The sequence below is a fragment of the Methylobacterium sp. WL7 genome (assembly GCF_008040085.1).
Taxonomy (GTDB): Bacteria; Pseudomonadota; Alphaproteobacteria; order Rhizobiales; family Beijerinckiaceae; genus Methylobacterium; species Methylobacterium mesophilicum.
Window position 1 is genome coordinate 1 of record NZ_VRVG01000119.1, and the last position, 17363, is coordinate 17363.

General features: G+C 70.2%; 15 protein-coding genes. 5 read left to right on the plus strand and 10 right to left on the minus strand.

Annotated elements, in window-relative coordinates; translation table 11 throughout:
* From FV233_RS22950 to FV233_RS22960, 3 genes are all read right to left on the minus strand, one after another.
* On the minus strand, positions 1 to 712 hold a 712-nt coding region (locus FV233_RS22950), incomplete at its 3' end, for a septal ring lytic transglycosylase RlpA family protein (protein WP_147898889.1).
* Positions 713 to 1270: 558 nt separating this feature from the next.
* A complete protein-coding gene (locus FV233_RS22955; protein ID WP_050736065.1) occupies positions 1271 to 1591 on the minus strand; it encodes a ribbon-helix-helix domain-containing protein in 321 nt (106 codons plus the stop codon).
* Positions 1575 to 2222, minus strand: coding sequence for a ParA family protein (locus FV233_RS22960; RefSeq protein ID WP_147856072.1), 648 nt, complete (start codon positions 2220 to 2222; stop codon positions 1575 to 1577). Before FV233_RS22960 ends, FV233_RS22955 begins: the two co-directional genes overlap by 17 nt.
* Before the next feature lie 379 nt (positions 2223 to 2601).
* Between FV233_RS22960 and FV233_RS22965 the strand changes: the two genes are divergently transcribed.
* Entirely contained in the window at positions 2602 to 3162 is a 561-nt protein-coding gene (locus FV233_RS22965) for a PAS domain-containing protein (protein WP_147856071.1), read from the plus strand.
* A gap of 141 nt (positions 3163 to 3303) precedes the next feature.
* Positions 3304 to 4941, plus strand: a complete 1638-nt coding sequence (locus FV233_RS22970) for an acyl-CoA synthetase (RefSeq protein ID WP_147898890.1) — start codon at positions 3304 to 3306, stop codon at positions 4939 to 4941.
* Between the two features lie 10 nt (positions 4942 to 4951).
* Here FV233_RS22970 and FV233_RS30575 read toward each other — a convergent pair whose 3' ends face one another.
* Positions 4952 to 5125: a hypothetical protein gene (locus FV233_RS30575; protein WP_187277814.1), complete on the minus strand. Its 174-nt coding sequence runs from the start codon at positions 5123 to 5125 to the stop codon at positions 4952 to 4954.
* Between the two features lie 249 nt (positions 5126 to 5374).
* Between FV233_RS30575 and FV233_RS22975 the strand changes: the two genes are divergently transcribed.
* On the plus strand, positions 5375 to 6568 hold the full coding sequence (locus tag FV233_RS22975; protein ID WP_147898891.1) for an alpha/beta hydrolase: 1194 nt from the start codon (positions 5375 to 5377) through the stop codon (positions 6566 to 6568).
* Positions 6569 to 6869: 301 nt separating this feature from the next.
* On the plus strand, positions 6870 to 9134 hold the full coding sequence (locus tag FV233_RS22980) for a TonB-dependent siderophore receptor (RefSeq protein ID WP_187278205.1): 2265 nt from the start codon (positions 6870 to 6872) through the stop codon (positions 9132 to 9134).
* 67 nt (positions 9135 to 9201) lie between these two features.
* Here FV233_RS22980 and FV233_RS22985 read toward each other — a convergent pair whose 3' ends face one another.
* From FV233_RS22985 to FV233_RS23010, 6 genes are all read right to left on the minus strand, one after another.
* Positions 9202 to 9438: a hypothetical protein gene (locus FV233_RS22985; RefSeq protein WP_147857057.1), complete on the minus strand. Its 237-nt coding sequence runs from the start codon at positions 9436 to 9438 to the stop codon at positions 9202 to 9204.
* Positions 9439 to 9508: 70 nt separating this feature from the next.
* Positions 9509 to 10831 (minus strand): adenylate/guanylate cyclase domain-containing protein, encoded by a 1323-nt coding sequence (locus FV233_RS22990; RefSeq protein ID WP_147898892.1) that lies wholly within the window; start codon positions 10829 to 10831, stop codon positions 9509 to 9511.
* A complete protein-coding gene (hflX, locus tag FV233_RS22995; protein WP_147855298.1) occupies positions 10831 to 12252 on the minus strand; it encodes a GTPase HflX in 1422 nt (473 codons plus the stop codon). Before hflX ends, FV233_RS22990 begins: the two co-directional genes overlap by 1 nt.
* 386 nt (positions 12253 to 12638) lie before the next feature.
* Positions 12639 to 12890: an RNA chaperone Hfq gene (gene hfq, locus FV233_RS23000; RefSeq protein ID WP_007563033.1), complete on the minus strand. Its 252-nt coding sequence runs from the start codon at positions 12888 to 12890 to the stop codon at positions 12639 to 12641.
* 241 nt (positions 12891 to 13131) lie between these two features.
* Positions 13132 to 14496, minus strand: coding sequence for a sigma-54 dependent transcriptional regulator (locus FV233_RS23005; RefSeq protein WP_147898893.1), 1365 nt, complete (start codon positions 14494 to 14496; stop codon positions 13132 to 13134).
* Positions 14493 to 16916, minus strand: coding sequence for a PAS domain-containing sensor histidine kinase (locus FV233_RS23010; RefSeq protein ID WP_147898894.1), 2424 nt, complete (start codon positions 16914 to 16916; stop codon positions 14493 to 14495). The genes FV233_RS23005 and FV233_RS23010 overlap by 4 nt, the downstream gene beginning before the upstream one ends.
* Before the next feature lie 183 nt (positions 16917 to 17099).
* On the opposite strand from FV233_RS23010, the gene FV233_RS31670 reads away from it, so the two are divergent.
* Positions 17100 to 17222: a hypothetical protein gene (locus FV233_RS31670; protein ID WP_279601572.1), complete on the plus strand. Its 123-nt coding sequence runs from the start codon at positions 17100 to 17102 to the stop codon at positions 17220 to 17222.
* The last annotated feature ends 141 nt before the right edge of the window (positions 17223 to 17363 follow it).

Sequence of the window (17363 nt, forward strand, 5' to 3'; positions counted from 1 at the left end):
CCAGGGGTTCGGGGGCCGAGCGGGCGTAGCGCTCAGGCTCCTCCGAGGGGCCGAGATCCGCCATCATCACGGTCGAGCGCCCGGCCGGCTGCCCGTCGGTGCGCAGGCTGGCGAGCAGCTTGCGGTCGTCGCTGCCGGCGACCGCTGCCTTGCCGGCATATTCGACCCGCACCCGCGCGGTGCCGCGCCGGTGGAAGCCCAGGGCCTCGGCCGCCTCTTCGGAGACGTCCATGACGCGGCCGGCATGGTAGGGGCCCCGGTCGTTGACCCGCACGATCATCGAGGCGCCGTTGTCGAGGTTGGTCACCCTTGCGTAGCTCGGCAGCGGCAGGGTCGGGTGGGCGGCCGCGATCGAGTGGCGGTCGAACACCTCGCCGTTGGCGGTCATGCGCCCGTGGAAGGCCGAGCCGTACCAGGAGGCCAGGCCCTCCCGCACGTAGCCGCGGGGATCCTCCTTGGGCACGTAGGTCTGGCCGGCCACCACGTAGGGCTTGCCGGTGTAGCGGCGCCCGCCGCCCTTCGGGATCACGTCGCCCTCGTTGTAGAGGCGCGGGCTCGCCTTGACCCCGTATTTCGGGTCGATGCCGTTGCCGGAGCTGAGCTTCTGCTGCTGGGGATTGGTGGCGCAGTTGGCCGTCGCCAGGGCCACGCCCGAAACGGCCAGGAGCCGCAGGGCGAGGCGCGCAGGCCGGGGAAGGGTCGTGCGCACCATATCGGGGTTCACCAAACGCGACGCGGGACAGCGGCCCGGAAACGAGCCGGCACCGGCCGCGCCCCTGGGCTCAGCCGGTCCACCCAGAATTGTAGCGGTCCCGTAAAGGAAGCCTGAACGCTGTCGGCTGTCGCGGTTCAGGAGTTGCAGCCGAGCCGCTCTTGGACTTCGCGCGGCACATCAGAATATTCAAGCAAGCATTTGACAGATCGAAGGTTTAGGTTTTGGACAAGCAGGGCCGAGGGCTTGCGCGGCGTTCGCATTGAGCTGTCCGTAAGTATCGTCGCCAGCGGAGCCGGTCGGTCGAGACCGCGCAGGACCGGCCTGATGGCTCGGGCGCATCCATCGCCCGGGCGGCTGCCTAAGGGACGGCGCGGAAGCGGTGAGACGGGTGACGGATTCCGGATGTCCAAGGACGCGTCGGCATCCACCCCGTCATCCCGGGGCTTCGCTGCGCGACCCTGGGATGACGGGGTGTTGTCAGAGCTGCCTTTGCAAACTCCCTGAACGGGTCGCGTCCGGGACCCTGTGCGGGGGCAGGGTCGAGCCGCGCCGGGTTCAGCGCGGCGGGGTGTCGGTCAGCTGCGCGATGGAGCGGGCGCCGCGCTGCTTGAACAGCAGGTCCAGCCCCTCCAGCATCAGGGCGTGCATCTTGGTCCGCTCGGCATAGGCGAGGTCCCGGAGCTGGTCGTAGACCGGCGGCTCCAGGTAGACCGACATCTGCCGGGCGCGCTGCTTCAGCGTCGCGGCGGGCTTCGCCGCCGGGGGCGCCAGCGCCAGGGTCACGATCTCGGCGCCCTGCGGCCGGGCCGCGTGCCGGTCCGGCGGGTTCGCCGAGGCGACGATCGCCGCGAGGCTGAGCTTAGGCGGCTTGGACATGGCGGCCCGTCCTCAGCGACTGCGTGCGGCGCTCGATCCAGGACCAGAGCCGGCGGACCTCTCCGGCGGCCTGGCCCTTGGGGTTGAACTCGGTGACGCCCTGGCCGAGGCCGATCGCGTCCTGGTGGTCGGTGCGGGCGACGATGTTCACGTCCGGCAGGATGCCGAGCACCGCCAGCCCGTCGGCCGCGTCCCGGACCCGGTAGGAGCGGGGCGGGGTCTGGTTCAGCACGAAGGCGAACTTCTTCTCCAGCCGGTAGACCGCCGCCAGCGTCGGCTTGAACGCCCGCAGGTCGGCCGGCGTCGGCCGGCACGGGATGATGCACAGGTCCGCCGCGCGGATGGCCGAGAGCGTGCCGGTGGAATCGACCCCCGGCGTATCGATGAACACGTAGTCGTAGGCCGAGTCGCGCAGGCGCTCCATTACGGCGTCGATCTGCGTCGCGTCGATCTGGGCGACCTCGGGACCGTCGGCGGTGCGGTGGTCGAGCCAATCCGAGATCGTGGCCTGGCGATCCATCTCCAGGATGCAGACCGTGTGGCCAGCCTCGCGGGCGGCGACCGCCAAAGAGATGCACAGCGTGCTCTTGCCGCTGCCGCCCTTCTGCGTGACGAAGGTGATGGCTTTCATCCTGGGCATCCTCCAGAAGGCCCCGCGCATCCGCCGGAAGCGCCGGCATTCACGAATGCCGCGCCCTCGTCGGGCAACCTCAGGTGCGCAATCACGGGCTGCCGCGATCCTGTGACCCAAGGATGTCGAGCGGCACGGTGCGTCCGACATGGTTAATGAGCCGTTAAGATCCCCTGCCGCCAGCATGCGACCGGACCGGCCAGGTTGTCGGGCTGTCCGACGCAATCTAAACCTCAGGTTAATATCTATGCTGTCTGCTTCCTGAACGGCCTTTTCAGCCGCTGTAGGATGCCGTAGCGTCTAGGTCGCCAGCGCCGGAGCTGCGATGGATTTTATTACCTCAGGTTTAGCGGCGTTCGAAATCCCGCCGAGGAATGGCATGGCCGACGCCCCGATCCCGCAATCCGTCCTGGACGCCTCCGGCGTGGTCGGGACGTGGGTCCACGATCATTGGGCTGATCGGCTGGCGCTCTCGGGCTCCTTGGCGGGTCTGCTCGGCCTCGACCCGGTGGCGGCCGCTACGGGGGTGTCCCTCGCGGCGTTCCTCGACCGCACCCATCCGGAGGACCGCATCCGGATCGAGAGCTACCTGCACGCGGTGTCGGAGTCCGGCGGCACCCTGGAGGCGGAGTTCCGCACCCGCGACACCCGCAGCGGCGTGCGTACCCTGCTGATGCGCGGCCGGATCGACCGCGACCCCTCGGGTCGCACGCTCCAGGGCCGCGGCATCGCCATCGACCGGACCGAGGTGCAGGCGGCCAACCTCATGCAGAGCGAGCGGGTGGTGAACCGGATGGCCGAGCACGTCATCGCCCTGCGCGACCTCGCCCACGTCCTGCAGCGGCCGGCGCTGGTCGAGCGGATCGAGCGCCTGATGATCGAGATCGGCTTCGAACTCGCCCGGTTCCTGCCGGAGCCCGAGGACGAGCCGCGCCACTGAGGGCGGCGTCCCGAATTGCGGGTTCCGGCTTTCGGCCGGAGACGATGCCCGATCCGAGCCCCCGCGCATCCGCGACGTGCGATTGATCGCGCCCACGCCCCCAAGCTACGGTCCCGGCAAGACTTTGCCGGGAGGATTCCGATGGCTCGCGACACGATCTACGACCACGATCTCGACCGTGTGCCGGCCAACCACCAGCCGCTGACCCCCCTGCTCTATCTCGACCGGGCGGCGCGGGTGTTTCCCGACCAGGTCGCGGTGGTCCACGGCCCGCTGCGGCGTTCGTACCGGGACCTCTACGCCCGCGCCCGGCGCCTGGCCTCGGCGCTGGCGCGGCGCGGGCTCGGCCGCGGCGATACCGTGGCGGCCTTCCTGGCCAACACCCCCGAGATGGTCGAGTGCCATTACGGCGTGCCGATGACCGGGGCGGTGCTCAACACCCTCAACACCCGCCTCGACGCCGCCGCGATCCGGTTCTGCCTGGAGCACGGCGAGGCCAAGGTGCTGATCACCGACCGCGAGTTCTCGAAGACCGCCGCGGCGGCCCTCGAGGGCCTGGCGACGAAACCGTTCGTCATCGACGTCGACGACCCGGACTACGACGGCCCCGGCGCACGCCTCGGCGAGACCGACTACGAGGCGTTCCTGGAGGGCGGGGACCCGGAGCACGAGTGGGCGTTGCCCGACGACGAGTGGGACGCGATCACGCTGAACTACACCTCGGGCACCACCGGCGACCCGAAGGGCGTGGTCTACCACCACCGGGGCGCGGCGCTGCTGGCGCTCGGCAACGTCATCACCGGGGGGCTCGGGCAGCACCCGGTCTATCTCTGGACGCTGCCGATGTTCCACTGCAACGGCTGGTGCTTCCCCTGGACCCTGTCGATCGTGGCCGGCACCCATGTCTGCCTGCGCCAGGTCCGCGCGGAGGCGATGTACCGGCTGATGGCCGAGCACGGGGTCACGCATCTCTGCGGCGCGCCGATCGTGATGCAGATGCTGATCAACGCCCCCGATGCCGAGCGCCGGGACCTGTCCCGGCGGGTGGCGTTCTTCACCGCCGCCGCACCGCCGCCCGAGGCGATCCTGGCCGGCATGTCGGAGGCCGGGTTCGACGTGACCCACCTGTACGGCCTGACCGAGAGCTACGGCCCCGCCGTGGTCAACGCCTGGAACGCGGATTGGGACGCGCTCGCGGCCGACCAGCGGGCGGCCAAGAAGGCCCGCCAGGGCGTGCGCTACCCGGTCCTGGAGGCGCTCGACGTGCGCGACCCGGACACGCTGGTGCCGGTGCCCGCAGACGGCACGACGATCGGCGAGGTGATGATGCGCGGCAACGTGGTGATGCGCGGCTACCTCAAGAACCCGGCGGCCACGCAGGCCGCCTTCAAGGGCGGCTGGTTCCGCACCGGCGACCTCGGGGTGAAGCACCCGGACGGCTACATCCAGCTCAAGGACCGCTCGAAGGACATCATCATCTCGGGCGGCGAGAACATCTCGTCGATCGAGGTGGAGGACGCGCTGTTCAAGCATCCGGCGGTGTCGGCCGCCGCGGTGGTGGCCAAGCCCGACGCGAAATGGGGCGAGACGCCCTGCGCCTTCGTGGAGCTGAAGCCGGGCGCCTCGCCCAGCGCCGACGAACTGATCCAGTGGTGCCGCGGGCGGCTGGCCGCCTACAAGCTGCCCCGTCACGTGATCTTCGGCGAGCTGCCGAAGACCTCCACGGGCAAGGTCCAGAAATTCATCCTGCGCGAGCGAGCCCGCCAGGACGAGGCCTGAGAACTCCGTATCAGGCCTGCGGGGGCTGCCGAGGCTCCGCGCGGGCCGGGACGCGCACGGGTTTGGCGGCTCGCAGATCGGACGCGACCTGGGCGATGAAGGCCTGGATCGACACGAGGCTGAACAGGGCGATCGAGGCGACCAGGGCTGCGGAAACCAGGATCTTGGCGGTAGCGGGGTCCACGGCGTGACGTCCTCAACTCGTCTCGCCGCGGGCTGCCCGGGCGAGGGGCGCCGATCCCGGCGCCTGCGATGACAGGAAGGTGGGCGCGCGGGCGGGGTTTCACCAGCGTTGCCGTGGTGGACCTGGCATGCGTGTGGGTTCGGGCTCTCGGGCCCGGGGCCGGCTCCTGCGTCAACCGGAGGTGCTGGCCGTACGCCCCGATTCCCGCAATAAGCCCGCGCGATGCGACGCGCATCCGGGGAGAGACGTATGGCCGGTAACGGGATCGCAGCAGGGATCGCGGGCGGCATTCTGGGCGCGCTGCTGGCCGTTCAGGGCGCGATCCTGGCCGCGCTGCCGGTGCGGGCCGAGGAGCCCGCCGCCGAGCCGGTCACCCGGGCGAGCTATTTCTATATCGGCGGGCGGTATCAGAAGCTCGGCGACAAGACCGTGATGGTCGGCCAGATGTTCGTGCAGGCGCGCGCGCCGGCCAAGATCACCCAGCCCTACCCGGTGGTGATGGTCCACGGGCTCGCCCAGACCGGCGTGAACTTCCTCGCCACCGCGGACGGCCGGCCGGGCTGGGTGCAGCGCTTCGTCGAGAAGGGCTATCAGGTCTACGTGGTCGATCAGGTCGGACGCGGGCGCTCGGGCACCAACCCGGAGGTCTACGGCCCCTACGACCGGCTCGGCACCCGCACCCTCGAGAAGACCTACACGGCGCCGGAGGTCTACGACCTGTTCCCGCAGGCCAAGCTCCACACGCAATGGCCGGGCGGCACCGGCGTGCAGGGCAATGCCGGGTTCGACCAGTTCTTCGCCAGTCAGGTCCCGTTCCTGGCCAACAGCCAGCAGACCGAGGAACTCGTCGCCCCGGCCCTGGTGGCGCTCCTGGAGAAGGTCGGGCCGGCGATCCTGCTCACCCACGGCCAGGGCGCCCTGTTCGGCTGGGCGGCCTCGGATGCGCGGCCCGACCTGGTGAAGGCCCATGTCACCGTGGAGCCGAACGGGCCGCCCTTCTTCGACGTGCAGTTCCGCGGCGGCAAGGAGTTCTGGGAGAAGTCCGGGGACGGCCGCGCCCGCGCCTACGGGTTGACCCGCATGCCCCTGACCTTCGACCCGCCGGTCAAGGCGCCGGAGGATCTGATCGTGGCGCAGCAGGCGAAAGGATCCGATGCCAAGGCGGCGGAGGGCCAGATCCGCTGCTGGCTGCAGGCCGAGCCGGCCCGGACCCTGCCGAACCTCGCCAAGGTGCCGGCCGCAGTGGTGACCGCCGAGGCCTCGTTCCACGCCACCTACGATGCCTGCACGGTCGCGTTCCTGGCCCAGGCCGGCGCCAAGCCCGACGCGATCCGGCTGGCCGAGCGCGGTCTGCACGGCAACGGCCACATGGTGATGCTGGAGACCAACAGCGACGCCGTGGCGGATGCCGTGGCGGCCTGGATCACGGGCCGCGTGAAGTAGCGCCTCGGGACCGGGCGCCGCGGTCCGTCCCGCTGCGTCCACAGGCATTTCCGCCGCGTCGTTCGCGACAGCGCCCTCCCCGCTGTGGCGGCCCGTCCATCGCTGCGTGTTGAAACCGCAACAGCGCTCGCCTTCCGCGCGCGACCCGCTTGCAGCCGAGCCTGGCGGCCCGTACTGCAAGTAGCAGAAACATCAATAATAACAGCAGTTTATCACAATTCTAAAGAGCGGGGCAGCCCCGCCGGGCCCCGTCCCGGCGCATGCGGGCGGCTGCCCGGAGCGTCGTGCAGGGCCCAGTCAGATGCGAGTCGTTCACCCCCATCCCCGCGCCCGGCGCCCCCGCCGCGCCGGCGCCTTCCTGGCCGGCGCCTACCTCGCCGTGCTGGCGCAGGTCGTCCCGGCCCTATCCCAGGACGCGACGCCGCCGCGTCGCGGCATCGCCAATCCCCCCGCCGGGGGCAGCGTGCAGCTCGACGAGATCAGCGTCGAGAGCCGTGGGGGCGGCCCCGTCCAGGCGGGGCGTTCCAGCACGGCCTCGCGCAGCGTGGAGAGCCCGACCGGCCCGATCGACGGGTTCGTGGCGAAGCGCTCGAACACCGCGACGAAGACCAACACCCCGCTGATCGAGGCGCCGCAATCGATCACCGTGATCGGGCGCCAGCAGCTCGACGCCCAGAACGCCCAGACCCTGACCCAGGCCACCCAGTACGTCGCGGGCGCCTATGGCGGCGTGTTCGGCGCGGATTCGCGCATCGACTACCTCACCCTGCGCGGCTTCGTGGTGAGTGATTTCGGCATCTACCGGGACGGGCTGCAGCAGCTGAACTACGGCTTCGGCTACTTCAAGACCAACACGTTCGGGCTCGAGCGCATCGAGGTGCTGCGCGGCCCGGCGGCGGTCCTGTTCGGGGCCGGCAGCCCCGGCGGCATCGTCAACCAGGTGACCAAGCGCCCGACGCTCGACCCGTTCGGCTATGCCGAGGTCGGCGGCGGCTCGTTCGGCCAGAAATACGCCGCCTTCGACTTCGGCGGCCCGGCCGACCGGGAGGGCCACTGGTTCTACCGGCTGACCGGCTACGGCCGCCAGGGCGGGACGCAGGTCGAGGGGGCCCCGGACGACAGCTTCTACATCGCGCCGGCCGTCACCTATAAGCCGGACGGGGCGACGCGCTTCACCTTCCTGTCGAGTTTCCAGCACGACAACACCGCGGTGACGTCGAACTTCCTGCCGTATCTCGGGACCGTGCGGCCCAACGCCTCCGGGTTGCGCATCCCGCGCTCGCTGAACGTCGGCGATGCCGGCTTCAACACCTTCCAGCGCGACCAGGCCTTCCTAGGCTACGAGTTCGAGCACGACTTCAACGAGACGTGGACCTTCCGGCAGAACCTCCGGTACTCGTTCCTGAAGAGCTTCCAGAACTCGGATATTGGCCAGCTCGGTTACAGCAACCCGGCCCAGACGCTGCTCGCGCGCTACCAGTTCCGCGACAGCGCCAAGGTCAACCTGTTCCAGGTCGACAACCAGGCCGAGGCGCGGTTCTTCGACGGATACTTCCGTCACGACCTGCTTATGGGCCTGGACTACAAGGATTACCGCCTGAACGACAACCAGGCGTCGCTGTTCCCGGCGAGCGACCTGAACATCCTGGCCCCGGTCTACGGCCTGCCGACCGGGACGCCGTCGCCGTACCTGATCAACTCCGACGCGTTCAAGCAGCTCGGCCTCTACCTGCAGGACCAGATCAAGGTCACCGACCGGCTCACCCTGCTGGTCGGCGGCCGCCAGGATTTCGCCGACAACCGGGTGGTCGACAAGCTCACCAACGGCGCGGGCAACAACGGCCGCAGCGATAACGGCACCACCTACCGCACGGCGCTGATCTACAATTTCGACAATGGGCTCGCCCCCTATGTCAGCTACTCGACCTCGTTCCAGCCGCTGATCGGCACCGGCCTCAACAACCAGACCTTCAAGCCCGAGACCGGCAAGCAGGTGGAGGGCGGCGTCAAGTTCGAGCCCCCGGGCCAGGGCTACTTCGTCACCCTGGCGGGCTTCGACATCCACCGCCAGAACGTGCTGACCGCCAACCCCGCCAACCCGCTGTTCAACGCCCAGCTGGCCGAGGTGCGGTCCACCGGCTTCGAGGCCCAGCTGGTCGCGAACCTGTTCGACGGCCTCAACGTGGCGGCCTCGTACACGATCTACGGGCTGACCAACGAGCGGGGCGGCCCGGACCTGATCGGCAAGGTCCCGGTCAACATCCCGGAGAGCTTCGCCAACCTGTTCGTCGACTACACCATCCCGACCGGCGACCTGCGCGGCTTCGGCTTCGGCGGCGGCGTGCGCTATGTCGGCCGCTCCTTCGCGGACGTGGCCAACGCCTTCCGGGTGCCGGATTACGTGCTGTTCGACGCCCAGGTCCATTACGACTGGGAGCGCTGGCGCCTGCAGGTCAACGCGACGAACATCGGCGACCGCCGCTTCGTCTCGTCCTGCCAGACGACCACGTCCTGCTTCTACGGCGACGCAAGGCGGGTCCTGGCGAGCGTGAGCTACAAGTGGTGAGGCGCCCGCCGCGCGCGGCCTGAGCCACGCGCGGCGATCCAGACCGGGAGCGGCCGATGCCCCGGGCTCAGCGGTCGTGGCGGCGCATCATGTGGCCGCGATGGTGCCGGCGCATCATGTGATGGCGGCTGCGCATCACGCCGCGGGAAGACATCCGGGCGCCGCGGTGCATGCCGCCGAAATTTCCGTTGCCGGTGGCGGCGGCGTTCCGGTCGAGGCCGTCGCCCGGGGCGGCGAGGCTCGGGCTGGCGGCGCCCAGGACAAGGCCGAGCGCGAGCGTCGCGCCGAGGAGGATCTTGTTCATCGGTTCCGGTCCCTTCGCGACCCTGCGCCGCGCCGACCGAACGGATCAGTGATGCGCAGGTTCCGGGCCCTCAGGCGGACGGACCCTCCACGATCGCGAACAGGGCGGGCTGCACGGCCTTGGCGTCCGGCACCGGGACCGCCCGGATGCTCGGCGGCAGCGGCCCCCCGAGCAGATCCAGAAAATCCCCCGAGGCGGCGATCTGGAGTTCGGCGGCCTTGGCCCGGGCCTCGAGACGCGACAGGGCGTTCATGGCGGGGCCCAGCACGGTGTACTCGGCCCGCACCCCGTCGTCGAACACCCCGACCAGGAGGTCGCCGGCGTGCAGGGCGACCACCACCCGGAGGGTGAACAGCCCCGCCTCGGCCCGGGCCTCGTTGAGGGTGGCGATCCGGTCCTGGAGCGACAGGGCGCAGGCCAGCGCCGCCCGGGCCTGCGCCCGCGGGCGGCCGACCACGAACTGCACCAGCACGGCATCGCCGACATACTTGTCCACCAGGCCGCCCTGCTCGGCCACCGCGGCCTGGGCGGCCGCCCGGACGGCGAGCAGGGCGGTCACCATCGCCTCGGGCGGATGCTCCCGGCTCAAGCTGGAGAAGCCGCGGATGTCGAGCACCATCAGGCAGGCATGGCGCCGGTGGATGCCCATGGCGGCGTTGGCGTCCTCGGCGGCGAGGTCGAGGGCGACCGTGTCGGGCACGAAGCGCGCGAGCTGGGCGCGCTCGTGCTCCATGCGCAGGGCCCGGGTGACCGCTTCGCGCAGGCGGGTCATGCCGTCCACCACGAGCAGCCCGGCCGCCACGAAGGTGGCGAGCCCGGTGACCTGCGCGGTCGGGAAGGAATCCGGCCCCGGGAACAGGCCGGGATAGGCCAGCCCGACCAGGAAGGCCGCGCTCCAGCACGCCGTCACCACCCCGCAGAACAGCAGGGTCTGGGCGACCCGCATGCTCAGGCCGGTCTGGAGCAGGAGCAGGAAGGCCGGCAGGCGGCTCACCGCGTCGGCGCCGAGGCCGGCCCCGCCGCCGGCCAGCATGTGCTCGATGATCACGTAGACGGCGAGCCCGGCATTGAGCAGCGTCCCGGCCCAGCTGTAGGCCGCCGCGGCGGGGCCGCCGCCCCGCTCCCCGAGCCCGAACCAGATCGTGCCGACGCCGTAGAGGCCGAGGATGAACCAGTGGCTGAAGGCGTGCAGCGAGCCGTCATAGGCCTGCGCCGCCATCAGCAGCACCAGCACGATCACGATCCGCAGCCCGAGCAGTCGCAGGCCGCCGCCCGCCTGCATGGCGCGCAGGACCGCGGCGTCGTCCTGGGCCGCCTCCGCCTTGCGCGCGGAGAGGTCCCGGGCGGGCCTGGGGGCGCGGAGCGGCTGGGTCCGGGCGCCGCCCGTGGCCATCACGCGCCCCGGTCGAGGCGCCGGGCCGCGCTGAAGCGGTTGAGGAAGCGCGGCTCCTTCTCGGGGGCGATCCGGATCGCGAGGTGCACGGTGCCGTCGGCCTCCGCGCGTCGGTCCAGGATCTCGGCGTTCTCGTAGAGCCAGTTGAGCGCCGCCCCGTCCTCGGGGGGCAGCGACACCGCGAAGCTCGTCCGGTGGCGGCCGATCCGCGCCTCGATCCGGGCGGTGAGCGCGGCGAGCCCCTCCCCGGTCAGCGCCGAGACCAGTACCGGCGCGTCGCTGTCACGGTCGTTGCGGGCCTTGGCCTGGCCGCTGAGGTTCATCAGCCGGGTGCGCTCGTCGTCGTCGAGGAGGTCGGACTTGTTCCAGACCTCGATGATCCGCTCGGCCGTGGTCTCGATGCCGAGTTCGCGCAGCACATCGCCGACATCCTCGGCCTGGGCCTCGGAATCGACGTGGCTGACGTCGCGCACGTGCAGCAGCACGTCGGCCTCGATCGCGTCCTCCAGGGTCGCCCGGAACGCCGCGATCAAGGCGGTCGGCAGGTCGGAGATGAAGCCCACCGTGTCGGACAAGATGACGTTTTCGCCGTGCGGCAGCTTGGTCGCCCGCGCGGTGGGGTCGAGGGTGGCGAACAGCATGTCCTTGGCGGTGACCTCGGCGCTGGTCAGGGTGTTGAACAAGCTCGATTTTCCGGCATTGGTGTAGCCCACCAGCGCGACGATCGGGTACGGCACCCGGGCCCGGCTTTGCCGGTGCAGGCCGCGGGTCCGCACCACCGCGTCGAGGTCGCGCTCGATCCGGGTCATGCGCTCCTGGATCATGCGCCGGTCGGCCTCGATCTGGGTCTCGCCGGGGCCGCCCAGGAAGCCGAAGCCGCCGCGCTGGCGCTCCAGGTGGGTCCAGGAGCGCACGAGGCGGGACTTCTGGTAGGCGAGGTGGGCGTGCTCGACCTGGAGCGTGCCCTCGCGGGTCGAGGCGCGCCGGCCGAAGATCTCGAGGATCAGGCCGGTGCGGTCGATGACCTTGGCGCCCCAGGCCTTCTCAAGGTTGCGCTGCTGCACCGGCGAGAGCGCGCAATCCATCACCACGAGGCCGATCTCGCGGGCGCGGATCATCCCGGCGATCTCCTCGACCCGGCCCTTGCCGAGATAGGTCGAGGGGCGGATGCGCGGCAGGCTGATCGCGACGCTCTCGACCACGTCGAGCTCGATGGCTGCGGCGAGTCCGGTCGCCTCGTCGAGGCGCGCCTCCACCGAGCGGGTCGGCTGGGCGGGCCCGTGGCCCGGTCCTCCGGGCCCGGGGGCACCGCGGGCCAGATAGGGCCCGATCACCAGGGTGTGGGTCGCCGCGGCGATCTCGCCCTCGGGCGCGGCCTGTGCCTGGAGCCGGGCCTCGCCGGACGTCAGCGTCTCGCTCATGCAACCTTTAACGCCGCCCGCGCGCCGGCAGCTTCGTTCGAGAACTCGGATTGTTTCGACATGGGGATTCGGCGGGGCCGGGCCAAGATGCCGGGAGTCAGGAGGTTGGGATTGGGGAGATCCGAATCCGGCAGCCAGCTGGATTCGGCCTATCCCACCCGCGCCCTCATCCTGAGGCGCCGGAGCGCAGCGGAGGCCTCGAAGGAGCCCTCCAGCTGGCCGCGCGATCCCTTGAGGCCTCCTTCGAGGCGGCTCCGCCGCACCTCAGGATGAGGGGAGAGTGCGGGATCGTCCTGGGATTCGCCGCTGCCCGTGCGGCGAGGCGGCCCGCTGCCGGCATCGCGGCCCCGGAGAAAGCGAACCGATCGCCCTTCCCCCCAAAAAAATCACGCCTTCTCGGCGGTCTCGTCCGGCTCGAACAGCTGCACCGGGTGGCCGGGCATGATCGTGGAGATCGCGTGCTTGTACACGAGCTGCGAATGGCCGTCCCGGCGCAGCAGCACGCAGAAATTGTCGAACCAGGTGACCACGCCCTGGAGCTTGACGCCGTTGACGAGGAAGATGGTCAGCGGGATCTTGTTCTTGCGGACATGATTGAGGAACGTGTCCTGAAGGTTTTGTGCGCGTTCGCCCGCCATCTTATTTGCCTTTTCGTTATCCCGGCGCGAAGGGCTCGGGTTGGGTACGCGACGTCGGAATCTGTCACGTGGTTGGGGCCGTCACGTGCGGGATCGTCCGATCATCCCGCACGGACCGAGTCTACAGCATGACGGCGTGAAAGCCCGGGGGCAAGCAAGCCCCGTTCCGCCCGATCCGTGACGGATCGGCGTCAGTTTCAAGGGTCGTCCCCCGTCTGCGCCCCCCTCGCGCCCCGGCGTGCTACGGGCCGATGCCCAGGGACTTCAGCTTGCGGTGAAGCGCCGAGCGTTCCATGCCGATGAACTCGGCGGTGCGCGAGATGTTGCCCGAGAACCGCGCGATCTGCGCCACGAGATACTCGCGCTCGAAGATCTCGCGCGCCTCGCGCAGCGCCAGGCTCATCAGCTTCTCGCCGCCGGCGCCCCCCGGGGTGGTCGGCACCAGGGCGCCGATCTCGGAGGGCAGCATCTCCGAGGTGACCTCTTGGTCCGGGTCGGCCTGGGTCAGGATCATCAGCCGCTCGACGTTGTTCTTGAGCTGGCGGACGTTGCCCGGCCAGTTGTGCGACTGGAGCACCGCCATCGCGTCCTCGGCGATCACACGCTTGGGCAGGCCGGTCTGGGACGAGATATTGTCCATGAAGAACTGGATCAGCTCGGGCACGTCCTCCCGGCGCTCCGACAGGGCCGGCACCCGCACCGGCACCACCGAGAGCCGGTGGAACAGGTCCTCGCGGAAGCGGCCCGCGGCGATCTCTTCGGCGAGATCCCGCGACGAGGACGAGATGATCCGGACATCCACGTGGACCCGGGTGGTGCCGCCGACGCGCTGGAAGTTCTGATCGACCAGGACGCGCAGGATCCGGTTCTGGCTCTCGCGCGGCATGTCGGCGACCTCGTCGAGGTAGAGGGTGCCGCCATGGGCCTCCTCCAGGGCGCCGACCCGCCGGCCGGACTCGCCCTCGACCCCGAACAGCTCCGCCTCCATGGTCTCGGGCAGGATCGCGGCCGCGTTGAGCAGCACGAACGGGCCGTTCGACCGCGCCGAGGCCTTGTGCAGGCTGCGCGCCGCGAGCTCCTTGCCGGAGCCCAGCGCCCCGGTGATCATCACCCGGGCGTTGGTCGGCGCGACCCGGTCGATGGTCTGGCGGAGCTGGTTGATCGCCAGCGAGCCGCCGACGATGCGGTTCGGGTTGCCGGAGCGCGCCGTCAGGTCGCGGACCTCGCGCCGGAGCCGGGAGGCTTCCAGCGCCCGCTCGGCCACCAGGATCAGCCGGTCGGCCTTGAACGGCTTCTCGATGAAGTCGTAGGCCCCCGCCTTGATGGCCGAGACCGCGGTCTCGATGTTGCCGTGGCCCGAGATCATCACCACCGGCAGGTCGGGGTTGGCGGCCTTGATCAGGTCGAGCACCTGCAGGCCGTCGAGGCGCGAGCCCTGCAGCCAGATGTCCAGGAACACCAGGTGCGGCCGGCGCGCCTCGATGGCGGCCAGCGCCTCGTCGGAGCCGCCGGCCGTGCGGCAGCGGTGGCCCTCGTCGTCGAGGATGCCCGCCACGAGGTCGCGGATGTCGGCCTCGTCGTCGACAATCAGGATATCGGCGCTCATGCGTGCATCTCCGCGATCCGGGGGGCCGTCGATGCGGCGCCCTTCTCCTCTGTCGTGACGGGGCTGGTCTCGGGGCCGGACGGCTCGGGCCCGTGCTCGCGCGGAACCCGCATCTGCACCTGCCCGCCACGGCCGGCGGGGTTGTCGTTCAGCGCGATCCCGCCGCCGTGCTCCTCAAGCACCTTGCTGACGATAGCAAGTCCCAGCCCGGTGCCACCGTCGCGTGTGGTCATGTAGGGCTCGAGCAGCCGTTGGCGCCCCTCCACCGGAAAACCCTTGCCGTTGTCGGTCACCGTGATGACCGCGAAGCCGTCCTCGACCGCGAGACCGAGCGCGATCTTGCCCTTGCCGAGTTCGTCCGCCGGCACCTCGGCCACCGCCTCAACGGCGTTCTTCAGGATGTTGGTGATCACCTGGCTGAGCAGCCGGATGTCGAAGGCCGCCACGATCTTCTCCGCGCTGCCCGCCCCCCCTTGAGCCGAGAACGCGAAGTCGATGTCCGGGTGCGCCACGCGCATCATGAACAGGTTCTGCTTGGCGATCTCGGTGAGGTCGTTCGGCGCGATGGCCGGCTTCGGCATCCGCGCGAAGGCCGAGAACTCGTCGACCATGCGCTTGATCTCGTCCACCTGGCGCACGATCGTGGCGGTGCACTGGTCGAACACCTCCTTGTCGGCGGTGATGACCTTGCCGTACTTGCGCCGGATGCGCTCGGCGGAGAGCTGGATCGGGGTCAGGGGGTTCTTGATCTCGTGGGCGATGCGGCGGGCGACGTCGCCCCAGGCGGAGCTGCGCTGCGCCTGGACGAGGTCGGTGATGTCGTCAAGGGTCACCACCGAGCCGCGCGACGTCCCCTGGGCCTGCTCGCTCGTGACCCGCACGGTCACGGTGCGCTCGCCCCGGGACCGGGTGAGCTGGAGCTGCTGCTGCTGGAGGGCGCGCGGCCGGCTCTCGCTCTCGGCGAGCACGGGGGCGAGTTCCGGCACCGCCCGGGCCAGGGGCTGGCCGATCAGGGCCTCGCTCTCCAGGTCGAGCATCCGCTCGGCGGCCGGGTTGGCGATGGTGACGAAGCCCGCCGCGTCGAGGCCGATCACCCCGGGCGAGACCCCCGACAGCACGGCCTCCGTGAACCGGCGGCGGGTGTCGATCAGGTCGTTGGCGGCGATCAGCCCGGTGTGCTGGCGGCGCAGCTCCTGCGTCATCTTGTTGAAGCTCTCGCCGAGATGGGCCAGGTCGCCGCTGGTCTTCTTGGTCGGCACCTGGGCGTAGAAGTTGCCGGACGCGACCTGGTCGGCGGCGTTGATCAGCCGCCGGATCGGCGCCACGAACCGGTTGGCGAAGTTCATGCCGAACCACACCGCCGACAAGAGCGCGATCAGGGCGATCAGCAGGAACACCGACGCGAAGGTGATCTGGATCGAGCGCCGGAGCGAATCGTAGGTCAGATACTCGGCTGCCGCCGCCCGCGAGACGCCCGGGAAGTCGATGGCGAGCTGGCTGACTTCCCGCTGCACCATCAGCACCGCGTCGTCGTAGGCCGGCATCCGCAGCAGCGCGGCGAAGACGCGGCCCTCCGAGGGCAGCAGGCAGATCGGGTCGGTGGAGGTCGCCGCCTCCTCGAAGGCCGCCGCCGAGGGGAGCCGCACCTGCTTGAGCACGTCGATCTTGGCCCGGGCCACCACGTCGGTAGGTCCGCGCATGATCTGCGCCACCGGCAGGCCGAGATTGGTCGCCCGCGTGGTCAAAAAGTTCTCGAACCAGGCCCGGTCCCGGTCGAAGTTCGGGCGCGCCCGGGTCAGGTCGTCCACCAGGATGCGGATTTCCCGGGCGAGCGACTGGCACTGGTTCTCCTGGTAGGCGTCGGCCACCTCGACGGATTTCAGCACCACGTCCCGGACCCGGTCGGTGAAGCCGAGCGACAGGCCCCGGTCGATGGTCACCGACGCCACCACGGCCAGCAGCACGGTGGGCAGGATCGCGATCAGCGAGAACAGGCCGACGATGCGCGAGTGCAGCCGGGCCACCGCGGCGTTGGCCTTGCGGGCGTGCAGGAAGACCCGCGCCTCCCAGGCGATCACGAAGACCAGCCCGAGCACCAGGACGGCGTTGATGCCGAGCAGCGTGACGCCGTAGGCCGGCGTCGGCGTCACCCGGATCACCCCGGCCAGGATCAGGAAGGTCGCCAGCGCCGAGATCAGCGCGGTCACCACCACGGCGGCGCCGATCCAGCCCGGCCCGCGCGGCCCGGGCTTCAGCGAGTCCGCGAGCGGCGTGCTCGGCTCCTGGGGCGTTTCTGCTTGAGCGGGTTCTTCGGCCGCCTGGCTTGTCCCCTCGCCCACCGGCTCGGCAGGCGGCTGGACACCCCCCTCGGGGTCCGGCGCAGGGCCTTCCACAGGCGGTGAGCGTCGCAGAAACGGCATGACTGGTGCAGGGCCACAACAGTGTGGCGGAATTAATACGAATCGCGGCACCCCGGAGGCGGCGGGTGATCCATTCCGCCGCAGGGGCCGACGTCGGCGCAGCGCCAACGGTGCTTCGGTTTGAGCGTTTCCGAGTGTCAGCTTACATTGGGCTGCACGAAAAGTTCTGCGGGGGTTTGAGGAATGAGCGACGGGTTTCTGTCCGCTGCGATCATAACCCCGCTGATGCTCGCGGCGACCGCCGGCTTCGTCTACTGGTTCACGAGCCGGCAGGATCGGCGCGACGCGTCGGAGCGCGAGCGCTAGGATTTCGGCACCGCCCTCAAGGCAGGTGCTTCATATCAGCGCATCGAGGTCAAACCTCGGTCGGACGAGACTGGTTTTCGAGCCGTCGCGACCGTGACGACCCCGCTCATCCCTTGACCCCACCGGCACGGCCCCGTACCC